Origin of the sequence: Mycobacterium paraintracellulare (assembly GCF_000276825.1) — a bacterium.
Classification (GTDB): Bacteria; Actinomycetota; Actinomycetes; order Mycobacteriales; family Mycobacteriaceae; genus Mycobacterium; species Mycobacterium intracellulare.
Map to the genome: position 1 here is coordinate 2,932,064 of NC_016948.1, position 22,728 is coordinate 2,954,791.

Genomic DNA, 22,728 nt, shown 5'->3' on the forward strand with positions numbered 1-22,728 from the left:
CAACCACCGACGATCGCCGGCGCGCGGCTGGCGATCCGGGCCCCTCCGGCGCACTATCTCGCTATGAGACGAGAAGTGGGCGCCGAGATTGAAGTCGAAATCACTGCGGCCACGACGCTGGAGTTCCAGATTGCCGTTGCGCCGCACCCGCGTGCTGAGGTCTTCGAGTCGCTGCGCTTCGTCTTGAACGGAGAGCAAATCCGGCCCTTGGAGGTCAGCGGACTGCACGGCAACCGCATCCACAAGTTCGACGCGGAGGTCGGCACGCTGCGCGTGGACTACGCCGCGACGATCGTGGGGCACACTGATCCGGCTCCGGTGACCGAATACGACCAGTCGATGTACCTGCGGCCGAGCCGTTACGCCGAGGCCGACAAGTTCTATGGTTTCGCCGCCACAGAATTCGGCAATGACCGCGATCCGACGGCGCTGCTGGAGCACGTCAGTTCCTGGGTGGGCACCAGACTCAATTACGTACCCGGCTCGAGCGATCCGATTGACGGGGCGGTGGACACCCTGCTCGCCGGCGAAGGTGTGTGCCGTGACTACGCGCATCTGGTCGTGGCACTTCTGCGAGCGGTCAGCGTGCCGGCCCGCTTGGTATCCGTCTACGCGCCCGGGGTAAATCCGATGGACTTCCACGCGGTCGCCGAAGCTTTCGTCGAGGGGCAATGGCGGGTGGTCGACGCGACGCTGCTGGCGCCGCGACAGACGCTGGTGCGCATCGCCACCGGTCGCGACGCTGCCGACACGGCCTTCCTCGATAATCACAAAGGCGCGATCACGCTGGATCGGCTGGTGGTCAGCGCCCTGGTGAACGGCGAATTGCCCCGGGACTCGATCGACCAACTGGTTTCGATCCGCTGAGGTCAGCCGCAAACCCGAACACCGTGTCATCGCATTTTCGATGAAATCCGCTGCGCCACGGCGTGTTTGCGCCACGGCGACGCCAAGAGCCGCGTCGCAAGCCGGTGGCAATCATGATTCGCGCTCGCGTTCGGACACGACCGGAGTAGGGTAAGACCATCGGCGATACCTCGAACGTGACGAATCAAAGCCATGTCATCGTCGATTCGAATGATTTGGCCCACTTCGCGGCCAAGACGGGAGCGTCAATATGGCGCCGCATGACGACCACACCACTGCCGGGGGCCGGCATGCCCCGCCGCTACACACACCGCGCCTGCGCCTGAAACCGAAGTCGCCCCGCAGCGGGTATGTCGATGGAGCGTGGTGGCCGCATAGTGACGACCTGACGGCGGAGCTGCCAGATCTGCTGGCAGTGCTATCGGTTCGGCTTGGTCCCGTGGGTCGTGTCATCTACAACCTCACCGAATGGGCAACGGCGCCAGCAAAATTGGCGTTCGGCCCGCAGACGGTACGGCTCGACGGATACCGCCGCCAGCCGGTTCACACCGTCGAGGTGCTCGGGCTCAATCGCCAGAGAATCACCCTCCTGGTGGTTTCACCGCACACCGACGAAAACGATGCGCACACCGTCATGATGACCGCGGCCGGCCCGAACAACGCCTTGACGGTCGCGAACCTCATGATCAGCGGGCAAAAAGTGGACGCCCGCGAGTAGACCATGTCGGCCACATCACGCATCAGCGCCGGATTCGACTGACCCTGTTTAACCTGACTTCACGGTGCATTTTCGCCGACCATGCGCGTTGCAGGCGGCCCGAATTATTTTGACTTGGAATTTTAGGTCGGTTTAGTTGGTGGCCGCTTTGATAGCGGGACCGGGGTGCGCAGGAGGGGTGTATGCTCGCTAAATCGGGACCTGCCAGGTCCCCAAATCAAAAAGGCCGCGATGTCTGATAAGTCCCCCCGGCAAACCATGGGTAAGAAATCGGGTAAATCCCTGAAAGAAAAACGAGCGGCGAAGCGCGGCAAGGCCGCCGAGATCTCGCAGGCGGAAGCCCTGCTAGTCACCAAGAAGCGCTGAGGCGACGATCTTCCTCGATAGCGCCCGTTTATCCGTGATCGGATGCCGCAGGTCCCCAGCGTGCGTGCGCTAATTAACCCCCGCTACTTTTTCGCTGGATTGTGTTACGGTTGACCCGGATGTAGCTAATTTCATCCGCTCCGAAAGAAAGCGAAATTCGTATGACACAGGGAACCGTGAAATGGTTCAACAGCGACAAGGGCTTCGGATTCATCGCCCCCGACGGCGGCGAAAAGGATGTATTCGTCCACCATTCTGAGATCCAGGAAAGCGGCTTCCGCAGCCTCGAGGAGAATCAGCGCGTCCAGTTCGAAATCACCCAGGGGCCCAAAGGCCCCCAAGCGGTGGGAGTGACCGCCCTCTAGCGGTGGAGCACGAAAACCCCTGGGACTGAACGCATTCCACACGGCCCAAGGGCCGGTGATGCCGTTGTCTCGGCCGCTGGACTCGTGCGCCCGTCGAGATACGCGGGGCGCCAATTCAAAAGCCCCCTTATTGCGTCCGCACTGCGCGCTAGGCGGTGCGGCCCCCCGGCTGGCCTCGTCTACTGCGGGTGAGCATCGCCGTCGCCAACCCGCGTCGCCTCACGTCAGTGTCCGCGATTGCTACGTGCGGCCGGCCCGCGGCGTCCCGAAATCTAATCTCGGACGCTGTCTCTGGCGCGTCGTCGGCGGTCGCGGACAAAAATCGGTCGGGCAGCGCCAATTTGCAGATCGTGCGGACGGTGAGCAGGTACTGCCGGAGCAGCGGACCGGTGGTGTAGGGCAAGTCGTATCTGACGCACAGCGCGCGAACCCGTTGAGCGATCTCGGGGTAACGATTGCTCGGTAGATCGGGAAACAGGTGGTGTTCGATTTGATAGCAGAGGTTTCCGCTCATGAACGCCAACGCCGGACCGGCTCGGAAGTTGGCGGTCCCGAGCATCTGCCGGAGATACCATTCGGGTTTCGTCTCGTTCTCCAAGACCGACGGGGTGAACTTTTCCGCTCCGTCCGCGAAGTGACCGCAGACGATGACCGCGTACGCCCACACGTTGCGTAATCCGTTGGCCACCACGTTCGCGGCGAGCGTGCGGCGCCATCGCCGTCGGCCCAGCGCAGGAAAGAAGATGTAATCCTTAGCTGCCTGGCGAGCCATCTTGCGGATCATCACCCGTTTGTGGGCAGATCTACCGGCCTCTGTTGTCTCGCGATCCCGCACCGCGTACAGGCCATGCAGCGCGACGCCCCATTCGAATGCCAGCGCCAGCAACACCGCGCGCAACGGTTGCGCCAGGGCGCTCGGCTCCCACTCCTGATCGCGCGTGACCCGCAGGACTCCGAATCCGAGGTCGTCGTCCATGCCCACGACGTTGGTGTACACGTGGTGCAGGTGGTTGTGAGAGGACTGCCAGTGCTTCGAGGGACCGACCATGTCCCATTCCCAGGTACTGGAATGGATTTCCGGATCGTTCATCCAATCCCACTGACCGTGGCTGATGTTGTGGCTGAGTTCCATGTTCTCGATGCACTTGGCCGCAGCCAGCGCTGCGGTTCCGAGAGCCCATCCGGCCTTCGATCTGCTGCCGATGAGAGTCAGTCTGGCCGCGACCTCCAGGCATCGCTGAAAGGCGATGGCCCGACGGATGTAGTCACGGTCCTTGGTGCCGCGCGAACCTTCGACGTCGCAACGGATCGTGTCCAGTGCGGCCGCGAGGTTCTCGACGTCTTCATCGCTGAGGTGGGCGTATTCAGGTACTTCGGTAATCGCCATGGAATCAGTGAGATTCGGGCTGAGCGGAGACATGCGGACAGGGCGGGTTTACGAACCGCGGCAAAAGGGGTCACGTCCGATCTTGTGGGTGGTTACGCGCGAGTGGCGAGGATCGACGCGAGGTCAGATAAGCGGCGAACTTCTCGATCTAGAAAACCGGCCCGCGGGTTGGGGCGGCACGGCGACGCGTCCGGGACCTACCGGTCCGGTGGACGGCCGTATCATCTGTGTGAGAGCACCTGCCTGATCGGCTCGTGGGTTGGTCGACACCTGAGGCTACATGACTTCTCAGACCCTTCGGACTCATCAGCGTCTATCCACTCGGTGATAGCCGCTCAAAACAAGCCCACGGGCACCGGAGGCCCCCGGCATCGCAGAGCCAATAGTCTGGTGTTTTGGACGCCTGCGCTTTTTGAGAGGTCACGATATGCCCGCACCGTCAGCCGAGGTCTTCGACCGCTTGCGCCAGTTGGCCGCGATCAAGGACGCCACCGCACGCCAGACCAAGACGATCGACGAGGTCTTCACCGGCAAGCCGCTGACCACCATCCCCGTCGGCACGGCCGAAGACGTCGAAGCCGCCTTCGCCGAGGCGCGCGCGGCGCAGGCCGACTGGGCGAACCGTCCGGTCAGCGAGCGCGTCGATGTCATCAGCCGGTATCGCGACCTGGTCGTCGAGAACCGCGAGTTCCTGATGGATCTCCTGCAGGCCGAGGCGGGCAAGGCCCGATGGGCCGCACAGGAGGAGATCGTCGACCTGGTCGCCAACGCGAATTACTATGCGCGGGTCTCCGCGGACCTGCTGAAGCCGCGCACGGTGCAGTCGCTGCTCCCGGGCATCGGCAAGACCACGGTGGGTTACCAGCCCAAGGGCGTGGTCGGGGTGATTTCGCCGTGGAACTATCCGATGACCCTGACGGCGTCGGACTCGGTGCCCGCGCTGCTGGCCGGCAACGCGGTGGTGCTCAAGCCGGACAGCCAGACCCCGTATTGCGCGCTCGCGTGCGCCGAGCTTTTGTATCGCGCCGGCCTGCCGCGAGCGCTCTACGCGGTGGTGCCCGGGCCGGGCTCGGTGGTCGGCACCGCGATCATCGACAACTGCGACTACCTGATGTTCACCGGCTCGACCGCCACCGGCAGGCAGCTCGCGGAGCACGCCGGCCGGCGGCTGATCGGTTTCTCCGCCGAGCTCGGCGGCAAGAACGCGATGATCGTCACGCGCGGCGCCAACCTCGACAAGGCGGCCAAGGCGGCCACCCGCGCATGCTTTTCGAACGCGGGCCAGCTGTGCATCTCCATCGAGCGGATCTACGTCGAGAAAGACATCGCCGACGATTTCATCGGCAAGTTCGGCGCCGCGGTGCGCAACATGAAGCTGGGCTCCGCGTATGACTTCTCGATCGACATGGGAAGCCTGATCTCCGCCGGCCAGCTGGACACCGTAACCGACCATGTGGACGACGCGAAAGCCAAGGGCGCCAAGGTGATCGCCGGCGGCAAGGCTCGCCCCGACCTCGGGCCGCTGTTCTACGAGCCCACGGTGCTGACCGACGTGACGCCGGAGATGGAGTGCGCGGCCAACGAGACGTTCGGCCCGGTCGTCTCGATCTATCCGGTGGCCGACGTCGACGAGGCGGTCGAGAAGGCCAACGCCACCGAGTACGGGCTCAACGCCAGCGTGTTCGCGGGTTCCTCCGCCGAGGGCCAGCAGATCGCCGCCCGGCTGCGGTCGGGGACGGTGAACGTCAACGAGGGTTATGCGTTCGCGTGGGGCAGCCTCGGCGCACCGATGGGCGGGATGGGCCAGTCCGGCGTCGGGCGCCGCCACGGTCCCGAGGGCCTGTTGAAGTACACCGAATCGCAGACGATCGCGACCGCACGCGTGTTCAATCTTGATCCGCCGCTTGGCATTCCGTCGACCCTCTGGCAGAAGTCGCTGTTGCCCATCGTACGGACCGTGATGAAGATTCCCGGGCGGAACTGACCTTCAGCCGCTTGGTGCGGCCCCATTGCCAGGGTGCTACTACAACGCGTAGTATTCGGGCATCTTGCCGCGCACAAGGGGGTGCCATGTGAGGTGGAGTTTCGCCCAGGTCGGGCTGCTGATCATTTGTGTTTTCCACGTCATTCAGGCGGTGATCGGCTTCATCATGAATCCCAGTTTCGCGATCGGGCCCACCGCGCCGACCGTCCAGCTGTTCGGAATGGACTACAACGGGTGGCATGCCGTCGCCGGCCTTGCGTTGTTCGCTCCAGGCCTGGTCTTCGCGATGCGCAAGTCGTGGTCGGTGTTGTATCTGCTGCTCGCCGCGATCGCCGGTGCGCTGCCGGGCATTTGGGCGTTCTTCTCGCATCGGGTCGCGTTCGTGTTCACGTTTCCCAACAACGTCACCGACGCGGTCGTGCACCTGGTGACCGCCGCGATCATGGTGGCGGTTGCCGCCGTGCAGATCCGGATGGACGGCGGGCTCAAGCAATCGCTCGCCGACCTCCGGAAGGCGCGGTAGGTCTTCAAATGCGCCGTTGCGGGTAGTCCTTCGGTCGACGAAGGAGATTGCGATGGGCAAGCACTCGGAAAAGGATGACGACGAGCCGAAGGGCGGCCGTCCCGGCCCCGCGGATCACGGCCACGAAGGCGGCATGGCGACTCGCGAGAACGCGCCGGAACTCACCGAGCCGGACCGTGAGGACTGACGGGGCAGAACCTACTTGGAGGGGTTGCGGGCTTCCTCGTAGCGGATGGACGCCACCAAAGCCACGGCGAGCAGGAACAGCAACGGCACGAACACCATCGGGTACGCGGCGACAGCGGCCATGGCGATGAGCGAGCCGGGCACCCCCAACGTCAACGCGGCCGTCGGATGCTTCTCGCCCATGCTGACGATCCTCGCGGGCGCTGCAAAAGCGATCGCGGCCTGCTGATACCGATCCGCCCACTCGCCGTAATACGAGCGGCGGGTCTGTCGGCCGCAACCCACGCAGTGGCGCCCGTAGGAGTAGCGGGTTTTGAGCCCGCAGCCCATGCAGGTGTGGGTTGTCATCGGGCCCATGCTCTCATCACGGTGAGCGGCCGCCGCGGGCGAGGCGTTCGCCGCCGCCATTCGTAGGCTTGGTCGGGCTGACAGGATTTGAATTTGCCAGCCGGTCGTTTGCTGTTGTACGCTGCTAGCTGCAAAAACACCATCTACCAGCAAGTATCGAGAGTATCAGCGCTGGACAATATGTGCCAGCAAATGCCAGAATCGGCTTACAGATCAATCGCAGATCAACCGGAGAGCAAACCAGATGGCAGGCAAGGCAGGCCGGCGAGGCTGGGGGTGGGTCCGGCAAACCAGCTCCGGCCGCTACGGCGCATCGTACGTCTGGCCGCCTGAACTAGAGCGCCATTACTCCCCTACGTTCGCGACCAAGATGGATGCCGAACACTGGCTAGCCACCGAACGGCGCCTTATCGACCAGGATCTATGGACACCACCGAAATGGCGTGCCGCACAACGCAAGGCAACAGCGATCACGGTTAGCGAATATACCGAGACCTGGATCAAGAACCGAAACATTAAGCGCAGCACGCAGATTGAGTATGAGCGGACCAAAGCGCGGCACTTCGATAAAACCGCGCTCGGCAAAGTGGCACTCAAGAACCTCACCCCCGATGTGGTGCGTGCCTGGTATGCCTCACTGGGGACCGAGCACAAGCGGCGCAACAGTCACGCCTACGGCCTGCTGCACTCAGTCTGCGCGACCGCCGTCAAGGACGGCCTGATCACCACGAACCCATGCCAGATCGAAAGGGCCATGAACCCGCCCCGCAAGCGGGAGCCCGCCATTCTGTCGGTACCCGAGCTGGCCACTGTTGCCGACGCCATTAAGCCGCCGCAGTTCCGCTGCCTCGTGCTGATCGCGGCCTGGTGCGGACTCAGGTGGGGTGAAGTCACCGAACTGCGGCGGGCCGACATTGACGAGGCATGCGAGATTATCGTGGTTGCCCGTGCTGTCACGCATCGCGGCACTCGTGAGCCGGGAAGCCCGAAAGGCTCCGGCTGCCGCGTCGACACGCCGAAGTCCGGCCGGTCCCGTGCTGTCGTGGTGCCACCCCACATACGAGCGGACATCGAACAACACTTAGAAACCTATGTGGGCGAGAAACCCGATGCCCTGGTCTTCCCCGCCCTACGCGGTGGATGTCACCTGAATGACTCTGTGTTCGCCAAGCACTTCTGGCCCGCACTTGCGACGGTCGGCCGCGATGGGGTGAAGAAACCCCGACCCACCATTCACGATCTGCGGCACTTCGCCGGTACGCAAACCGCACGGGTCGCCAACCTGTCCGAATCCATGGCCCGCCTGGGGCATTCGACCGTGCGGGCAAGCTTGATCTATCAGGGCCTCGTGTCCGGCCGGGATGCCGAGGTTGCCGCCGCGCTGTCTGAGCTGGCCAAAGGTGCTGTGACGTAATTAACAGTCGTTAGCCTGCGCTCAGGCGCTACCTCCTGTGCGACCCCGTATGCCGTCGTATGCCAGCGTGCGCATGACCCTCTCCATTTGACCGTAATTGCTGCCGGTACACACCCGACGACACGTGTTGGCGTGCAACGGCATTAACGGTCACACTCCCTACAGCGGACCCATTCGCGAAGGGAGTTAGGGGCAATGGGCCAGAAGGTCACCATCGATGACACGATGCGCGAGTTGAGTATCTCGAAACGCACTGTGCGACGGCTTATCTCAGGCGGCAAGTTGCGCGCCTACAAGATCGGCGGCAGCGTTCGTATCGACCTAGATGACATTAACGCCATGCTGAGCGCGAATGTCGTTGTTCCGGACGGTAAGCCGTGAGTGAGTCATCCGACTCACCTGATCTGATCAACGCCTACCTGGTCCGTCACGGTGACACTGGTGAGACCGTGATCACTGCGTTTCGGAACGTTCTGACGCACAGGCAAATCGAGCTTCTAGCCGAGCACCGCCGCCGCTACCCAAGGGACCAAATCCGGCCGCTGCCCAACGCCGGCATTTCGGCTGCAATCATGGACCGACTGACCGCCGCACTCGACGGCGCCCCCGATCTCGATGTGGCGGTGGTGGCGGTGGAGACATACGAACTCTCGCTTAATTAGCGTTCCCGCAACGTAATTGGTTCCGGCTGCACTGGAAGAGAAAGACCCCCAGGGGTGACGTTGGCTGCACACCCCCGGGGGACCGGTGAATACCATGAAGTCTACCACAAACAAATCCGACAAACCCCGTGCTACGCAGCCAAAGACACCCGCCACAAACCCCGCGTACCGCTGTCCAGGGTGCGCCCGTATGCACACGATTCACGGGTGTTTTCCGGGCTGTGGTGTGCGATGACCGACGAAGAAATTGCATCGACGGCCGTCGAAGGCAATCAACAGAAGTTCGCGTGGCTCTACGCACTCTTGGGCGACACTGAGATATCCGCTACCGCAAAGACTGTCGGTATTGGAACTGCGTTGAAACTGGCCGGGCGCAAGGGCTACTTCAAAGCCACCCGTAAAGCTATCGCCAACCTCTGTGGACTATCGCTAAGCACTGTAAACCGGGCATTTGTCGAACTCGCTGGCAACAATTATTGGGGCATCGACTATAAAACCGGTGGCGCCAACATTTACACGCTGATCATGCCTGATCGACGGCTAGAAATGTGGCTAGCATCCGAATCCGAGTATCAGCGCCAATGCCGTAAATGGCTTTGGGCGGAAGATGAAGCAATACGAAGTTGGCTCGATGCCGAGCGGGCATACAAATCCAAGGTGGAATGGGAAGAAGAATCGCGATCCAAGGCGCCAGCCGACGAAACAGAGCGGGCCAGCGGGGGGTCTCGCGGGGGGTCGCAATGTGAACAGATGACAAGCCCCCCTTGTCAGATCCGGGGAGGGGGGTTGTCAAATCCGGCAATACCCCTTGTCAACGTTGACAAGGGGGGGTTGTCAGATCCGGCAATACCCCTTGTCATGCCCGACCAGCTGACCAGCGAAAATGACCAAACCCATAAGTTCTTAGAAAGGTTCTTGAAAGAACCTGAAAGGTTCTCGAAAGACCCTAGAAACGACTACCCCGCTACGAGCGCGCCTGACGGCACGCCCTCCGCGCGTACGTCGTGCCAGTTGTGTGATGACGATGGGATATTCATCGATCCCGACGAACTACCAGTCGTTCTTTTGGAAAATACTGACAATGATGACTACGAGGAATACCAAGTGAAATGCAAACATTCCCTGGAAGGCAACCTTGCGGAAATCCGCCGTATTGAACAGGAAAGCAACGGTTATTGGGGTTTAGCCAAAACCGGATATAAGGAAATCGATTGCCACTATGGCTTTACTGATTATGACCTCAACCACTTCGATGACGACAACGATGCTGAGGATTGATATGACGACCGCTGATCCATGGCACGCGATCACCCGATGAACATCAGCGACCTGGTTGGCGCACTTTCAACACCACATTTCCCAGGCGCGGCATGCGTTGGCCAGCACGCTATCTTCGATGCCGCTGAGAGTGATCCGGCCGCGGCATTGGCTGTGTGCGCGAGCTGCTCAGCCCTGGCTCGCTGCCGAGAGTGGGCCGCCGATCAGAAATGGCCCGCCGGAGTTGTCGTCGGTGGTCAAATCACCCGCGCGAAGTCACGGCCGCGTCCCGTGCCGGTTGTTCTCACTCTTGAGGAACGCGCCGAGCAGCTTTACCGACATTGGCAGGCCCATCAAAAGCAGGCCCAGGATCAACGCACAGCCACGAAAAGGGCCGCGTCGACATAATCCCACCGCCTTGCCTTCTGGAACGCTTAGAGGGGCTGAGTCATCATGACTCACCTAGCGTAATAACATCGGGGAACACAGGGAATCTACGTTTGACTGGCATGGTTTACTCAAATGAGGGCTGACCGCCTGGACTCACAACATCACCCGCCACTGGCGGGCGTGAATAAATACGGAGCACCAATATGTCTTTTCTCTCGCGCACCTGCGCAGACGACAGTTCGGCCGCCATTTCAGGCGAAGATTCAGAAGCGAACTTGTCGGAAAGTACCAGACCAAAGCTAATTCCGCTCGCCGTGGTTGCGTCCGAGCTTGACTGCGGAGTCAAGGACCTTCGGAGGCGACTCAACGGCAACGTCATTCGCGATGAGGCTGGAATACGTTGCGCCCCAGCAACAGTAGTCCGCCAGCTCGTGACGGAACGCGATGAACGGATCGCGGCCGTCCGTGAAGCTGAACGGCAACGTCTTGATGGGAACCCGCGAAACCCCTATCGTGAGCGTGTCAGAGCCGCCAAAGATCGCCAGCGGTGCGCAAGCCTGGGTGTTGACGCCCTGAGTATGGCCCAGAAGGCGATAGCGATTGTGGTGCAGCCGGAATCGCCCGCGGAGCTTGACGAGAGCATGACCGAGGCCGACGAGCGCACTAGTGACTTCATGAGTGGCCAAATGCAGCTCCGAAAGATTGGTCCGTCCCCATCATCCCGTCGGCGTCGGCGTTGACACGTGTACGCGTCACAGCGGCGCAAGTCCGCACTCGAAGTGTCCATCGAAGCCGACGCAGCCATCAATTCGTTAAACGTCGCCTTGGCCCGCGCAGGTCGTCCTGAAGCCCTGATGCGCTCGATAACCGGCCATAGGGTCGGGTGCCAGTGCGAGCCCTGCGCCGAATGGCGCTGGAACTACAGCCCGCGGTGAAGACTTCGGCGTCGGGGCGACGCGGGCTCACTGCTATTCGGGTAGCGCCTACCTCCTATGTGCTACACGGTGCACGCGTCTGGCGCACACAGCCCGGACCGGACTTTAGGAACCCGGTTCAGGCTCGGAGCGCCACCCCCGGCGCCGAACCCAACCAGGTCGGGGATTAAATGAGAACTGTTAACTCGGAAGTCGCGCCCACCACGTGGAAGGTCGAAAAAGAACGCGCGATTATCGCGTTTGGCCCACTGAAGTTCCTTGCAAGCAGGCGGGAAATTCTCGAATTCGCGCGCCAACTAGTCGATGTGGCCGAACAGCTGTCCGAGACCACGACCACGCCGGCAGACCTAGCGCGAGGTCAATAGTTATGGGCATTCGCGGCGATCCACGGAACAGCGCAGCATGGCAGCGGCTCCGCAAGCAGGTGATCCGCGAGGAGCCACTCTGCCAGATCGGATTGCCAGGATGTACGGGTAAGAGCACGTCCGCCGATCACATCATCAGCGTCCTAGAGCGCCCCGACCTGGCCTTGGTTCGCACCAACTGTCGCGGAGCTTGTGCCTACTGTAATGCGGTGCTCGGTGGACGCATCACACCAAAGCCGATGCAGCGCAAAGCTATAGCTCAGGACATGGCAGCAAGGTCACCCGACTGGCTGACAGCGATTCGAAAGCACGTGCCCGACTATGTGCCAGCCAATGAGCTTGCCGAGCCACCACCTGCGCTCGCATTCTTCGACACTACGGAGCTGTCGAAATGAATAGTGTTGCAGCGCAATCAAATTGCTCGTTGAGCTGTAGACGAGATGTGTTGTTGCGCAGCGCATTTGGGGGCCGGTTTTTTGAGGCAATCCGCCACGGGCCAGCCGGGACCGTGGCATCTATATACCAACGAAAAACGCGAACGTGAAAAATGAATAGCAACAACAACTTTCAACTAACGCGCGGCTGCGAAACGCTTTGAAAGACAGGGAGATTGAATCGTGGCCACAAAGCTAGCGTCCGGGTACATCGAGCTAACTGTAAAATCGAATGTCAAGAAGAACGTCAATGACGAACTTGCCGACGTTGAAAAACAGTCCAAAAAGACCGCCGACACCATCGACAAGAATCTGTCGAAGGGCGCCGAGCGGGCGACCAAATCCACCAAGGACCTGGGCAAGGAACTCGACAACGCCAGGGGCAAAGCCAAGCAGACCGGCGACGACCTTGAGAAATCCGTTACGCGGGGAGCCAAGAACGCCGGTAAGAGTGTCGAGAAAGAGATTTCGGACGGCGGCAAGCGGGCGAGCAAATCCATCACGGACGACATCCTTGACGGCGCCCGCAAGGCCGGTCAGGACGGCGGGAAGGCGCTAAACGATGCGCTTGTCCATGCTGCTGGTGAGGGTGGCAAAGCCATCGGCAAGGCGATCAGCGACACCGCTGTCGGGGATTGGCTGCGTGACATTCGGGACAAGGCCGAGCCGGTCTTGGACGTCACGCATGCCATTGGCGACGCCTTTTATGCGTTCAAGGACAAGGACATCGCTGGCGGGCTATCCAGTGCCGCTGACGCTTTGACCAAGATGGGCCAAACGGACGCCGGTAGAACGGTACAGGACCTCGCCACGAAGGCCGAGCCGCTGCAGGTTATGTTCTCCGACATCAAGGGCAGCATCGAGGGCACGACCGAGGGTCTGCTCACCTTGGCTGGCAATTCGGGCAAGATCGCGGGGGGCCTGTCCGTGATCTCGGCGGCAGCTGGACCGCTGGCGGCCACGTTCGCGATGCTGCAGGCCATGCCGGGGTGGTCGGAAGGCGCCAGTGGTGTGCTCGACCAAATTCAAGGCAAAAAGGGTTTCAACGCCAATGATTGGTTCAACACGTTCGTTCCGGCGACCGGGATCATCAATGAGGCGTTGGGGCCGGTAACGAACGGCCCCGACCCCACAAAAGGCTTCCAGTCACCCGTTCAAGGCAAGCCTGGCGTGTCCGCGATCCCGCTGCCTGGTTCGGCGCCGGCCGTGGAGCCAGGGTATACGGCCGTTCAGGGCTCGTCGGACCCGTTCGCCGCGCTGGCTCCGCAGAGTGGTGCGAAGCCAGTTGCCCCAAGCGGGCTGACTGGCCCCAAGGGTGCGGTGTTCAATGCAATGACGGCCGCCGGCTTCCCAGCATCGGAATTCAGTGCGCTGGATTCGATTGTGAGTCGCGAGAGCAGCTGGAACCCCGGCGCTACCAACCCCAAGAGCGGCGCCTATGGACTATTTCAGTTCCTTGGCCACCAGGGCGACAAGTATGGCGCCCTGGGCGGCTACAGCGCCGATCCGGCTCAGCAGGCCAACGCGGGCATGGCCTACATAAAGGACAGGTACGGCACGCCGTCGAACGCAAAAGCCTTCTGGGACAGCCACGGCTGGTATGACGATGGTGGTTTGCTTCCGCCCGGCATCACTATCGCGCACAACGAGACTGGCAAGCCTGAGCTGATTTTGACCCAAGATCAGCTGAAGGGTACCCAGGCGCCACCTGGGGGCATGGACTTGTCGGCGCTGCTCGGCGGCCAGGACCAGCAGGCCGTGGATGATCCAGCTGCACTGGGCGCGATGGGCGGTCCTGGCGGGAAAGACCTTCGCACGCAGGGATACATCCCCGCCGGTGCTGGTGGCGGCGGTGTGGCGGGCTCAAGCTTTTACTCGGGCGCGCTGCAGATGGGCGCCCAGGCCATCAACGGACTGATCGACCAGGCCGCTTCCGCTGCGGCCACGGCTGTCTCAGCGGCGGCTACGGCGGGGTCTTTCGGGGCTGGTGGCCAGGCAGCTGGCCCGGCGTCGTCGTTCCTGATCGGCATTGGTACTCAGGCCGCCAAACGCGGTGTGCAATACGGTTTTCAAATGGCCGGCATCCTCGGGGATGCTGCCACCGAAATACTCATGCCGTTCGGCGTGCCACGGTTCTTCCAAACCGACCCAACGCAATTCATGCCGCAGTTACCCGGCCAGGCCGCCGCGGTGACCACAGGCGAGAAAGCGCAGCAGCAGCAAGATAACCCTGCGGCAGCCAACCAGCCCGGCATGAATCCATCGGGGCCTGTGCAGCCGGGACAGATGCCTGGGCAGCAACCGGTCGGGGCTCCCACGCCTATCGCTCAGCCGGGGACTGGGGACTTCACGCCCGCCGCGACTGGCGTACCTGGCTTGTCTGGCCCGAATCAGACTGCGCCACAAACACCGGACATTAACGCTGGTCCCATGCCGAAGGCGGCAATGCCGCCAACTGCAGGGACGCCGCAGCAGCCCGCACCGGCTCCCGCACCCAAGCCTTCGAATCCACCTGGGCCGCTGGACTTCTTACCACTGGACATGCCCAACGTCTTCGATGACGGTGGATGGCTGATGCCCGGCGGCCTCGCGATCAACAAATCCAACCAGCCCGAACCCATCCTCAACGCGGCCCAGTGGGACAACATCGGTGCGCTGGCCAAGCGGAGCCAAACGATGGTCCCTGATCCGAGCCAGAGTGCGTATTCGCCTGACTACAGCGTCCGCATCGACAGCGTAACGGTCAAGGACGTCAATGAGCTTATGAGCGAAGCGAATTCACGCCAGCGTTTGCAGATGATGCGTCATGCCGGAAGGCCGTAACGAATCGCTTAAAGGCGAAAACGCCCCTCATCGCAGGCCGAGCCTTTACTATTTTGTCGTGTCCGACGCTTTGGAGAGGTGGCGGGTTGAGCGCGCCGAAGCGCTGGACAGCCTGGACTCCATCCACGGCAGAATCACGGGCCGCAAAAGTGGACGGAAATATGACACGAAGCACTTGAATCGCGCGCTCTTTGTGGCGCTGGCGGCAGAGTTCCAAGGGTTCTGTCGTGATCTGCATGAGGACGCGGCAATCCACATCGCTAACAGCCTTCAGACGGTCCCAGGTAACGCCAAAGTCGTTCCGGTGGTGCTCGATGCACTTGTGAGGGAACGAACCATCTCGCCGAACAGGCCGCCGAATAGGGATCGCCGCCTGGACAAGGGGAATGCGGACTTCAGCGCTCTGGTTACAGATTTTGCGACCCTTGGCATCCACATTGGCGACGAACTGAAGGCGCGTTACCCGGTGAAGAGTCCGAAGTGGGAGAGAACACTGAAGGCCCTAAATGATGCCAGGAACGGGATCGCGCATAGCGATACGGAGAAGCTGGCCACGTCCGACCGTGACCACGGGCTCACGCTGGCGACCTTTCGCCGATGGCGCAGCTCCCTCAACGGCGCTTCTGACGGCATGGATAGGGTGGTAGGTGCATACTTGTTGGACTTAACGGGAATGAACCCGTGGTAGGGGGAAGGGAGAGGACTGTGAAGCAAAGACGACAGCCACGCCCCGGAGACCGCGTACGTGTCCAGTTTGGCCCCCGTGTGATCGAGGGCACGGTGATCCGTGTTCGCGGTGATTATATGACCATCAGCGTCGTGGTGGATGATTCCGACGACGCGATTGACCGCTTCGTACGCACGGACGCGCTGGTCCCTGCGTAAAGAGAAACACCCGGTCATCACGGCCGGGTGTTTCTCTCTGGTGAGTCAAATGACTCAGCCCGTAGGCGGCGGGCACATAGCTTGCAAGAACTGCTCGTACATGAGCGTGCCCCACGGCTCGCGCACCGACACCCGTGGATCGAGCGGCACGAGCTGATCCCCGCATTGAGCAAAGCCAGGCCCCGGCGGTGGGCTCGGGTCTGCGTGGGCGGCCCCGGTAGCGAGCGTCATCACGATGACAACCGCCGCCAGCACGCCGAGCAGGATGCTGCCGTCTCGGAGCATCCTGCGCCGCCCGGCTGGGCTGGCCAATGACCCCGACGCCAGCGAGACGACCAGCCAGACTCCGAAGACGATGGCTGCGAGGATCATCGGGCCACCCACTCGCCCAGTCGGCCGAACAGGACACGCGGCCAGCCGACAACAGTGGAATTGAATGCGGCCGGATCGGCGTGCAACACCACCCAGCCCACCGCCAGCCCTGAAAGGACCGCGAACAGCACCCAGCCGCGGCGAGTCATCGGGCACCGCCTGCGGGGTGGCGGGCAACGGCGGTGTCCACCTCGGCGGCCCGGAGATCGCCCTCAACCACGAACGCTAGGCGCTCTGCGTGGGCTTGGGCGTCGGCCAGCTTGGTAATCAACTCTTGGCATCGGGCTAGGCGGGCGCCTGTGAGCCCCCGGGTGGCCGGTAGTGCCCCATGCTCGCGCGCCAGGCGGGTCAGATCGCGGCATGTCTGCAGGTGGCTCAGCAGCTCGTTGGGGGTAGGTAGGTCGGTCATTCGTGTCTCCATTTCGGTTGTGGTTAGCAACCGACCGGCCGACACTCGGATCAATCAGGGATCAACCGCATTCGCTGGCTTGAGCGGCAAAATCCGCTTCTACCTGCAATAACTCTGGTCGGGCTGACAGGATTTGAACCTGCGACCACTTGACCCCCAGGAAGTTACGGCAGTGCGTTTGCCCAGGTCACATTCGGTTTTCGCCGTCGATGCGCCGCACGCGACGTTCACGCATGCGCAGGTCGTTCAACATCGCGCACCACGTGTGGTCCCCGAGTGGTCCCTGCAGCCCCCCTGCGGCAGCAGACCCACATACTCCGGTTCGATGCTGCAGCACGGATACGAACACACCATTCGCGCGGTTCAGGCGCTTGAATCAGAACGCCCGATTGAAGTCACCCGCCCGCTGAGCACATGCTCGTTGACGGAGCCATGCGCAATAATCACGCATGGCGGTCTTGGCGCAACTACGCCGGCACTGCCGGTGTTTGCTGCCTTCTATGTATGTGTGCGATCGAAGGACCACCGCAAGCAACGGACATGCCCCGTTGGCTTAAGCGAAGTCAGCGCGGCGATCTGTGGCACTGGTCCATCACGCATTGCTTGGCGCGGAAGCGTGGGTGGCTGCACGACAGTAATCTTCTCAGCTGGTTCGCCAGAGCCCGCCTTCCAGAAGTTGCTGGACCATGTCGATGACGGTCGACGTCACCTGGTGGCTACGGACATAACCCGCATATAGGCCCACCCCACAAAGCACGACCATCAGCGTCTCGACCAAGGCCGGCGCATCGATATCCGCGGCGACCTCGTGGCGCTCGATCGCGTCATTGACACCGCGCATAAGAAATTCCCGAGTGATCCGTACGGAATCGTTGTCAACGCTCTTCCATTCCGGATGACGTTGCGATTCAAGTATGGCTGTGATTAGGAATGCCGATCCGGCGGCATTCGTGGAATTCGCTCTGCCCGCCCCGTCGATTAACGCGGTCAGGCGTGCCACAAACGTGTTCTCGCATTCTGCCCGACTAATAACGGCCTCGAGGATAGATTTGTTGGCGGCCCTCAGCACCTCGCGATAAAGCACCCGCTTGCTCGAGAAGTAGTGATTGATGGCCGGTCTGGTCAAGTCAGCGCGTTCAGCGATGGCCTGGAACGTTGCGCCGTCGTAACCGCGTTCGCTGAAGACTGTAAAAGCAGCTTCCATGATCCGCAGCCGCGTCTCATCGGCATTCACGGCGAGCGGGCGTCCTGGCCCTCGCTTCCGTCGTTCTTGCATTTTTAGAGTGTGCCACCAGTCTTCGTGCGGCAAAGCGAATTTGACGCTGTACGTTGACCTTTTGAAGCGCTCAAATCGCACTACTTCTGTCCGAGACCTCACCCGACAACTCTGATTGTCGTCACCTCGATCGCGTCCCGGCCTGTAGTAACCGAAAGCCGATGGTGCGCAGCAGTTTAACTGGCTGCTAACACAGGATATTGTTTCGCGTGCGCGCGGCGAAATTACGCCGATCCTTGGAGGGATATGGCGGAAACACCTTTGAAGCGAATTCCGTACCTAGCGGATCGTTGCGGCGACGTCACTGGTTCGGATGCGGGTGCGTCGCGCTTGATGCGGAAGGTGTTGATCGGTCACCGGAATTAGTACCCGAGGACGGCGGCGATCGAATAGTCATGAAGGACCTTACAATCAAGGTGTCGACCACCCGACGTCACGTCGAGCGCCGGGACAGCCAACCCTCTGACTCAGTACGAGAAGACGGACTCAGTAATAGGTACCGGCCGCGGCTGCGCCGTCCGGCGGTTGGTAGCCAGCCGCCGAGTTCCGCAGCTGCCATATCAGCTCAGGACAAAGCAAGTTGACCGCGTACGAGACCAGATAATTAGCCGCGAACTCGTCGTTGGGGGTGACATCACTCTTGACGTCACCCATGACTTGCCCGTAGCCCTCCCCCCGGCCGACCTTATCGCAAATTCCGTGGCCGTAGCTGAGCGCGTCGTTGTCAGGAAATCCGTAATGCCGCCGCACCACCACGTCGTAGACGTACTCGACCTCGGGTGCGGGAGCGGCATGTACCCGCGGCGGTGGCGTTAACAGAAACCCGCCGACGGAAACTGCGCCGACGATCAAAGCGACCAGCGATTTCCGACTCTTCATGGCTGGCGGCTCGAACCAAATGGCCAGCGTCGCCACAATCAGGCCCATGAGATGTGCCCCTCGGTCCACCTGTTGAGCCGACCAGTTTCGCACGGCTATGGGCATAGATCAAGACGTTAAACTATATAACGGATAAGGTCCAGGGATCTCACGATAGAAGTCGAGCCAGACCAGCTACTAGCTGGGCTGGTCGGGATTGCCTTCGGCGAAATGCCAACGGGTAGAGCTCCGACGGTTGCGTCTTCGCCAAATCCTCGGGAATGCGACGCCCCCTCCTCCTGGTCCAGCGTGTACAGATAACTCACGTTGATGCATCGTCCTGACGCGCAAGATGTGCCGCCCGAAGTGTGGCGCGAACGACCTTGCCGGCACTACTGAGCGGCAGCTCGGCGACCGAATACCAATACTGCGGAATCTTGAAGCCGGCGAGCTTGACCCGGGCGAAGGACCCTAGCTCCTGGGGCCGTGGGGGATGAGCCAAGTCTGTCGGAACTATGAACGCGGCCAAGGTTTCTCCGAGTCGCGGGTCTGGCACGCCCACAACGCCGACCGCGGCAACCGCGGGGTGAGCGCTGAGCACATTCTCGACTTCGAGCGGATAGATGTTTTCCCCACCGCGAACCACCATGTCGTGTCGACGACCGCAAAGACGGAGATAACCGTCGGCATCCATCGCACCCAGATCACCGGTGTGCAACCATCCATCGGCGGCCTGGGCGGAAAGGTGCGCCGCGGCGGCGAACACTTCGCCAATTCCTGCTCGGTCCGGCTCGTCGATTCGCAGACGGAGCCCGCTCACCGGCCGACCGACGCTGTACAGGATCTCGGGATTTTTGACCGCGGCCAATCGATGATCGTCTGGGCTCAGGCTGGTGATCGGGCTGCCCTCGGTTTGGCCGTAGAGACTTACCATGGCGACGTCTGGCAGCACGTCAAGGACCCGTCGCAACGTCTCGACGGTGATCGGCGAAGCACCATAGATCAATGTCTTAAGCGGAACTGCGTCGAGCAGCCGCTCGCTGAGCAACATCTCGATCATCGTCGGCACGAGCAGGCAGTGGGTGGCCTGGAGTTGCTTGAGGTTGCGCCACCAGTCGAAGGAGAACCTGTTGGTGGGGATAACCGCTGCCCCGGCCGTGAGCGCTACCAGGACGTTGCCCAGTCCCCCGATGTGATGCAACGGTGAGCCGGTGGCATAGCGATCGTCGGGGCCGATTCCGATCAAGCGGCGTAGCGTGCTCGGCGCGGGCGCCGAGCACTCGCTCGGTGAGCGGGACCATTTTGGGAACCCCGGTTGTTCCCGCGGTGTGCAGGTAGATTGCCGTGGGAGCTGGTTCCGGATGCAACGGACGCCTCGACACTGGCAGGGAAGATATTGACACCACCCGTATCCCAACCGCGTCGGCGACCTGCCGAGCCGTCTCGACGAACGCCGCGTCGGCGAGAAGGACGGGCGAGCGGCTCCGGCGCACCGTTTCGGCCAACTCCGCAGCGGTCTGCCTAGGTCCGAGCGGAGCGAGTGGTCGATTGGCGGCGGCACCGCCGAACAGCAATGCCAGCGCATCGGCGTTGGTGGTGAGCAACCCAGGGATGGGCTGACCTGGCTGAACGTCGAGATCGACGAGCAGGTCCGCAGCTGTGACGCTCATGCCGATCAGTTCACGCCCAGTGACACAGCCCGCTTCGCCGATGACCGCTGCACGTTCACTGCGCTCGTGGACAGCGCAGATTCGCTCCAGCCACTTCATCCGAGTGGGTGAACCGGACTCGTCGGGCGGAAAGCCATCGCGTCTCTCCTAGCCATTTGATCAAAACGATAAATAGTTTACTGTTTACGTGAAACGTCGCAAAGGAGGGCCGGCTGCGTGCGGATCATTGTCACCGGCGGGAATAGTGGCGTCGGGAAGGCGACCGCCCATGCGATGGCCGCCGCCGGCCACGAAGTGGTGATCGCCTGCCGCACCCCAACGAAGGCGTATGAGGCCGCTTCGTCGATGCCCGGCGACGTCCAAGTGCGCGAGTTAGACCTGGCCGACCTCACCAGCGTGCGTAAGTTCGCCGACACCGTCGACTATGTCGACGTGTTGGTGAACAACGCTGGTGTGTTGGGCTTGCCGTTGACACGAACCGCGGACGGCTTCGAGGCTCACATGGGCACTAATCATCTTGGCCACTTCGCGTTGACGTGCCTTCTCGGCGACCGGATCCGCGACCGGGTCGTGGCGGTGGCCAGCACCAACTACACCACCGCTCGCATGCACTTCGATGACCTCAACTATCACCATCGCCGTTACAACCCATGGTCGGCATACGGGGAATCCAAGCTGGCGAACCTGCTGTTTGTGCGGGAATTGGTCGCCCGCGGCAAGACCGCCTATGCCTCCGATCCCGGCATGACCGACACCGGGATCACGCGTAACGGCTCGGGAGTATTGCAGTGGGCGGGCCGAGTGCTCTCGCCGCGCATCGCACAGAGCCCAGCTGACGGGGCCCGCTCGACCATTCAGGCGATCACCACGACATTGCCCAACGGCACCTACATTGCGCCGCGCGGCCTGATGCACCAGTGGGGCACACCGAAGCCCACCAAACTCAGAGATAAGGCGCGCGACGCGGACAGCGCGCGACGGTTGTGGGATATCTCGGCTGAGCTCACGGGCTGCGAGTGGCAGGACAGCCATTCATGACTATCGAACGACTGCTGCCGACGCCAGAAGCACGCGAACTCGTTCGACTGGCCGCCGAGGTCGCCGACAAGGTGCTTGATCCAATCGTCGACGAGCATGAGAAGAGCGAGGCCTATCCCGAGGGAGTCTTCGCGACTCTGGGTGAGACTGGGCTGCTGACACTGCCGCACCCGCAGGAATGGGGCGGTGGCGGCCAGCCCTACGAGGTATACCTGCAGGTTCTCGAGGAATTGGCCGCCCGGTGGGCGGCAGTCGCCGTGGCTGTCAGCGTCCACGTGCTCGCCTGCCATCCGTTGATCGCGTACGGCACCGACGAGCAACGACAGCGGTGGCTGCCGATCATGCTGGGTGGTCACACGATCGGTGCCTACAGCTTGTCCGAGCCGCAGGCCGGTTCCGACGCCGCCGCACTGACCTGTAAGGCCGCCGCAGTCGATGGCGGTTACCGCGTCAACGGCGCCAAGGCGTGGATCACCCATGGCGGCATAGCAGACTTCTACAGCCTCTTCGCCCGCACGGGTGAAGGTGGACAAGGCATTTCATGCTTCCTGGTCGAAAAGGACACCGACGGACTTACGTTCGGCAAACCCGAGGAGAAGATGGGCTTGCATGCCATCCCAACCACCACAGCGCACTACGACAATGCGTTCGTGTCTGCCAAACGGCGGATCGGCGCCGAGGGCGAGGGCCTCCAGATTGCGTTCAGCGCACTGGATTCCGGGCGCCTGGGCATCGCCGCGGTGGCCGTCGGGCTGGCGCAGGCCGCACTCGACGAGGCGGTTTCCTACTCCCAACAACGGACGACTTTCGGCCGCAAGATCGTCGATCATCAAGGCCTGGCGTTCCTGCTGGCCGACATGGCAGCCGCGGTCGACTCTGCGCGCGCCACGTACCTGGACGCGGCGCGCCGCCGTGACGCCGGACTGCCCTACTCGCGCAACGCCTCGGTGGCAAAGCTCATTGCCACCGACGCCGCAATGAAGGTCACCACCGACGCCGTGCAGGTTTTCGGCGGCTATGGCTACACCAGGGATTACCGTGTCGAGCGCTACATGCGCGAAGCCAAAATCACCCAGATCTTCGAAGGCACCAACCAGATTCAGCGGCTGGTCATTGGTCGATCGTTGGTCGGATCATGACAGTCGAGATCGGTTCAACTGACGGCGCCTACGAGCGCCCCCAGTTGCGATTGGCGC

The 22,728-nt window shown here is 62.0% G+C and carries 25 protein-coding genes and 1 pseudogene; 17 read left to right on the forward strand and 9 right to left on the reverse strand.

Going from position 1 to position 22,728, the window contains the following annotated elements:
• The first annotated feature begins 75 nt into the window (after positions 1-75).
• The 4 genes from OCQ_RS13470 (at position 76) to OCQ_RS13480 (ending at position 2,316) form a co-directional block, all read left to right on the forward strand.
• Entirely contained in the window at positions 76-867 is a 792-nt protein-coding gene (locus OCQ_RS13470; RefSeq protein WP_009953999.1) for a transglutaminase-like domain-containing protein, read from the forward strand.
• 250 nt (positions 868-1,117) lie between these two features.
• Positions 1,118-1,585, forward strand: a complete 468-nt coding sequence (locus tag OCQ_RS27075; protein WP_225332129.1) for a DUF5994 family protein — start codon at positions 1,118-1,120, stop codon at positions 1,583-1,585.
• Between the two features lie 231 nt (positions 1,586-1,816).
• Positions 1,817-1,951 carry a hypothetical protein gene (locus tag OCQ_RS27205; protein WP_014380282.1) on the forward strand — a complete coding sequence of 45 codons (135 nt, stop codon included), beginning with the start codon at positions 1,817-1,819 and terminating at the stop codon, positions 1,949-1,951.
• A gap of 161 nt (positions 1,952-2,112) precedes the next feature.
• Positions 2,113-2,316: a cold-shock protein gene (locus tag OCQ_RS13480; RefSeq protein WP_009954002.1), complete on the forward strand. Its 204-nt coding sequence runs from the start codon at positions 2,113-2,115 to the stop codon at positions 2,314-2,316.
• A gap of 148 nt (positions 2,317-2,464) precedes the next feature.
• Here the strand turns inward: OCQ_RS13480 and OCQ_RS13485 are convergent, their stop codons facing one another.
• Entirely contained in the window at positions 2,465-3,703 is a 1,239-nt protein-coding gene (locus tag OCQ_RS13485) for a fatty acid desaturase family protein (RefSeq protein WP_014384869.1), read from the reverse strand.
• Positions 3,704-4,130: 427 nt separating this feature from the next.
• Here OCQ_RS13485 and OCQ_RS13490 point away from each other — a divergent pair, with 427 nt between their 5' ends.
• The 3 genes from OCQ_RS13490 to OCQ_RS27210 all read left to right on the forward strand — a co-directional run bounded on the left by OCQ_RS13490 (position 4,131) and on the right by OCQ_RS27210 (position 6,397).
• A complete protein-coding gene (locus OCQ_RS13490; protein WP_014382721.1) occupies positions 4,131-5,687 on the forward strand; it encodes a succinic semialdehyde dehydrogenase in 1,557 nt (518 codons plus the stop codon).
• Positions 5,688-5,775: 88 nt separating this feature from the next.
• Positions 5,776-6,210 (forward strand): DUF4383 domain-containing protein, encoded by a 435-nt coding sequence (locus OCQ_RS13495; protein WP_014380285.1) that lies wholly within the window; start codon positions 5,776-5,778, stop codon positions 6,208-6,210.
• A gap of 52 nt (positions 6,211-6,262) precedes the next feature.
• Complete coding sequence (locus OCQ_RS27210) at positions 6,263-6,397, forward strand: hypothetical protein (protein WP_008257331.1); 135 nt, start codon at positions 6,263-6,265, stop codon at positions 6,395-6,397.
• 11 nt (positions 6,398-6,408) lie between these two features.
• Here OCQ_RS27210 and OCQ_RS13500 read toward each other — a convergent pair whose 3' ends face one another.
• The gene (locus OCQ_RS13500; RefSeq protein WP_014384870.1) at positions 6,409-6,804 is read right to left on the reverse strand and encodes a hypothetical protein; all 396 of its coding nucleotides are present in this window, start codon (positions 6,802-6,804) and stop codon (positions 6,409-6,411) included.
• Between the two features lie 310 nt (positions 6,805-7,114).
• Here OCQ_RS13500 and OCQ_RS13505 point away from each other — a divergent pair, with 310 nt between their 5' ends.
• The 5 genes from OCQ_RS13505 to OCQ_RS26575 all read left to right on the forward strand — a co-directional run bounded on the left by OCQ_RS13505 (position 7,115) and on the right by OCQ_RS26575 (position 10,485).
• Positions 7,115-8,158 carry a tyrosine-type recombinase/integrase gene (locus OCQ_RS13505; RefSeq protein WP_014384871.1) on the forward strand — a complete coding sequence of 348 codons (1,044 nt, stop codon included), beginning with the start codon at positions 7,115-7,117 and terminating at the stop codon, positions 8,156-8,158.
• Between the two features lie 195 nt (positions 8,159-8,353).
• Positions 8,354-8,539 (forward strand): helix-turn-helix domain-containing protein, encoded by a 186-nt coding sequence (locus OCQ_RS13510; protein ID WP_014384872.1) that lies wholly within the window; start codon positions 8,354-8,356, stop codon positions 8,537-8,539.
• Positions 8,536-8,820: a hypothetical protein gene (locus tag OCQ_RS13515; protein WP_014384873.1), complete on the forward strand. Its 285-nt coding sequence runs from the start codon at positions 8,536-8,538 to the stop codon at positions 8,818-8,820. Before OCQ_RS13510 ends, OCQ_RS13515 begins: the two co-directional genes overlap by 4 nt.
• A 231-nt stretch (positions 8,821-9,051) precedes the next feature.
• Positions 9,052-10,098, forward strand: a complete 1,047-nt coding sequence (locus OCQ_RS26570) for a helix-turn-helix domain-containing protein (RefSeq protein ID WP_139826536.1) — start codon at positions 9,052-9,054, stop codon at positions 10,096-10,098.
• A 36-nt stretch (positions 10,099-10,134) separates the two neighbouring features.
• A complete protein-coding gene (locus OCQ_RS26575) occupies positions 10,135-10,485 on the forward strand; it encodes a WhiB family transcriptional regulator (protein ID WP_139826535.1) in 351 nt (116 codons plus the stop codon).
• Positions 10,486-10,766: 281 nt separating this feature from the next.
• Here OCQ_RS26575 and OCQ_RS25645 read toward each other — a convergent pair whose 3' ends face one another.
• Entirely contained in the window at positions 10,767-11,153 is a 387-nt protein-coding gene (locus OCQ_RS25645) for a hypothetical protein (protein ID WP_051019738.1), read from the reverse strand.
• 616 nt (positions 11,154-11,769) lie between these two features.
• Here OCQ_RS25645 and OCQ_RS26580 point away from each other — a divergent pair.
• The 3 genes from OCQ_RS26580 (at position 11,770) to OCQ_RS13535 (ending at position 15,712) form a co-directional block, all read left to right on the forward strand.
• Entirely contained in the window at positions 11,770-12,162 is a 393-nt protein-coding gene (locus OCQ_RS26580) for an HNH endonuclease (protein ID WP_139826534.1), read from the forward strand.
• Positions 12,163-12,384: 222 nt separating this feature from the next.
• On the forward strand, positions 12,385-15,024 hold the full coding sequence (locus tag OCQ_RS13530) for an aggregation-promoting factor C-terminal-like domain-containing protein (RefSeq protein ID WP_014384877.1): 2,640 nt from the start codon (positions 12,385-12,387) through the stop codon (positions 15,022-15,024).
• 58 nt (positions 15,025-15,082) lie between these two features.
• Positions 15,083-15,712: a hypothetical protein gene (locus tag OCQ_RS13535; protein WP_041784991.1), complete on the forward strand. Its 630-nt coding sequence runs from the start codon at positions 15,083-15,085 to the stop codon at positions 15,710-15,712.
• A gap of 251 nt (positions 15,713-15,963) precedes the next feature.
• On the opposite strand, the gene OCQ_RS13540 is transcribed toward OCQ_RS13535, so the two are convergent.
• The 6 genes and pseudogenes from OCQ_RS13540 to OCQ_RS27220 all read right to left on the reverse strand — a co-directional run.
• A complete protein-coding gene (locus OCQ_RS13540; RefSeq protein WP_014384879.1) occupies positions 15,964-16,281 on the reverse strand; it encodes a hypothetical protein in 318 nt (105 codons plus the stop codon).
• On the reverse strand, positions 16,278-16,430 hold the full coding sequence (locus OCQ_RS26800) for a hypothetical protein (protein WP_014384880.1): 153 nt from the start codon (positions 16,428-16,430) through the stop codon (positions 16,278-16,280). The genes OCQ_RS13540 and OCQ_RS26800 overlap by 4 nt, the downstream gene beginning before the upstream one ends.
• A 903-nt stretch (positions 16,431-17,333) precedes the next feature.
• Positions 17,334-17,966, reverse strand: a complete 633-nt coding sequence (locus OCQ_RS13550; protein WP_041784992.1) for a TetR/AcrR family transcriptional regulator — start codon at positions 17,964-17,966, stop codon at positions 17,334-17,336.
• A 486-nt stretch (positions 17,967-18,452) separates the two neighbouring features.
• On the reverse strand, positions 18,453-18,893 hold the full coding sequence (locus OCQ_RS13555; protein WP_014384882.1) for a DUF732 domain-containing protein: 441 nt from the start codon (positions 18,891-18,893) through the stop codon (positions 18,453-18,455).
• Positions 18,894-19,146: 253 nt separating this feature from the next.
• Entirely contained in the window at positions 19,147-20,070 is a 924-nt protein-coding gene (locus OCQ_RS27215) for a class I adenylate-forming enzyme family protein (RefSeq protein WP_014384883.1), read from the reverse strand.
• A 70-nt stretch (positions 20,071-20,140) separates the two neighbouring features.
• A pseudogene (locus OCQ_RS27220) lies at positions 20,141-20,593 on the reverse strand (AMP-binding protein); the annotation flags it as partial.
• A 117-nt stretch (positions 20,594-20,710) separates the two neighbouring features.
• Here OCQ_RS27220 and OCQ_RS13565 point away from each other — a divergent pair.
• Both OCQ_RS13565 and OCQ_RS13570 read left to right on the forward strand, forming a co-directional pair.
• On the forward strand, positions 20,711-21,532 hold the full coding sequence (locus tag OCQ_RS13565; protein WP_014384884.1) for an SDR family NAD(P)-dependent oxidoreductase: 822 nt from the start codon (positions 20,711-20,713) through the stop codon (positions 21,530-21,532).
• Positions 21,529-22,671 (forward strand): acyl-CoA dehydrogenase family protein, encoded by a 1,143-nt coding sequence (locus OCQ_RS13570; RefSeq protein WP_014384885.1) that lies wholly within the window; start codon positions 21,529-21,531, stop codon positions 22,669-22,671. The genes OCQ_RS13565 and OCQ_RS13570 overlap by 4 nt, the downstream gene beginning before the upstream one ends.
• The last annotated feature ends 57 nt before the right edge of the window (positions 22,672-22,728 follow it).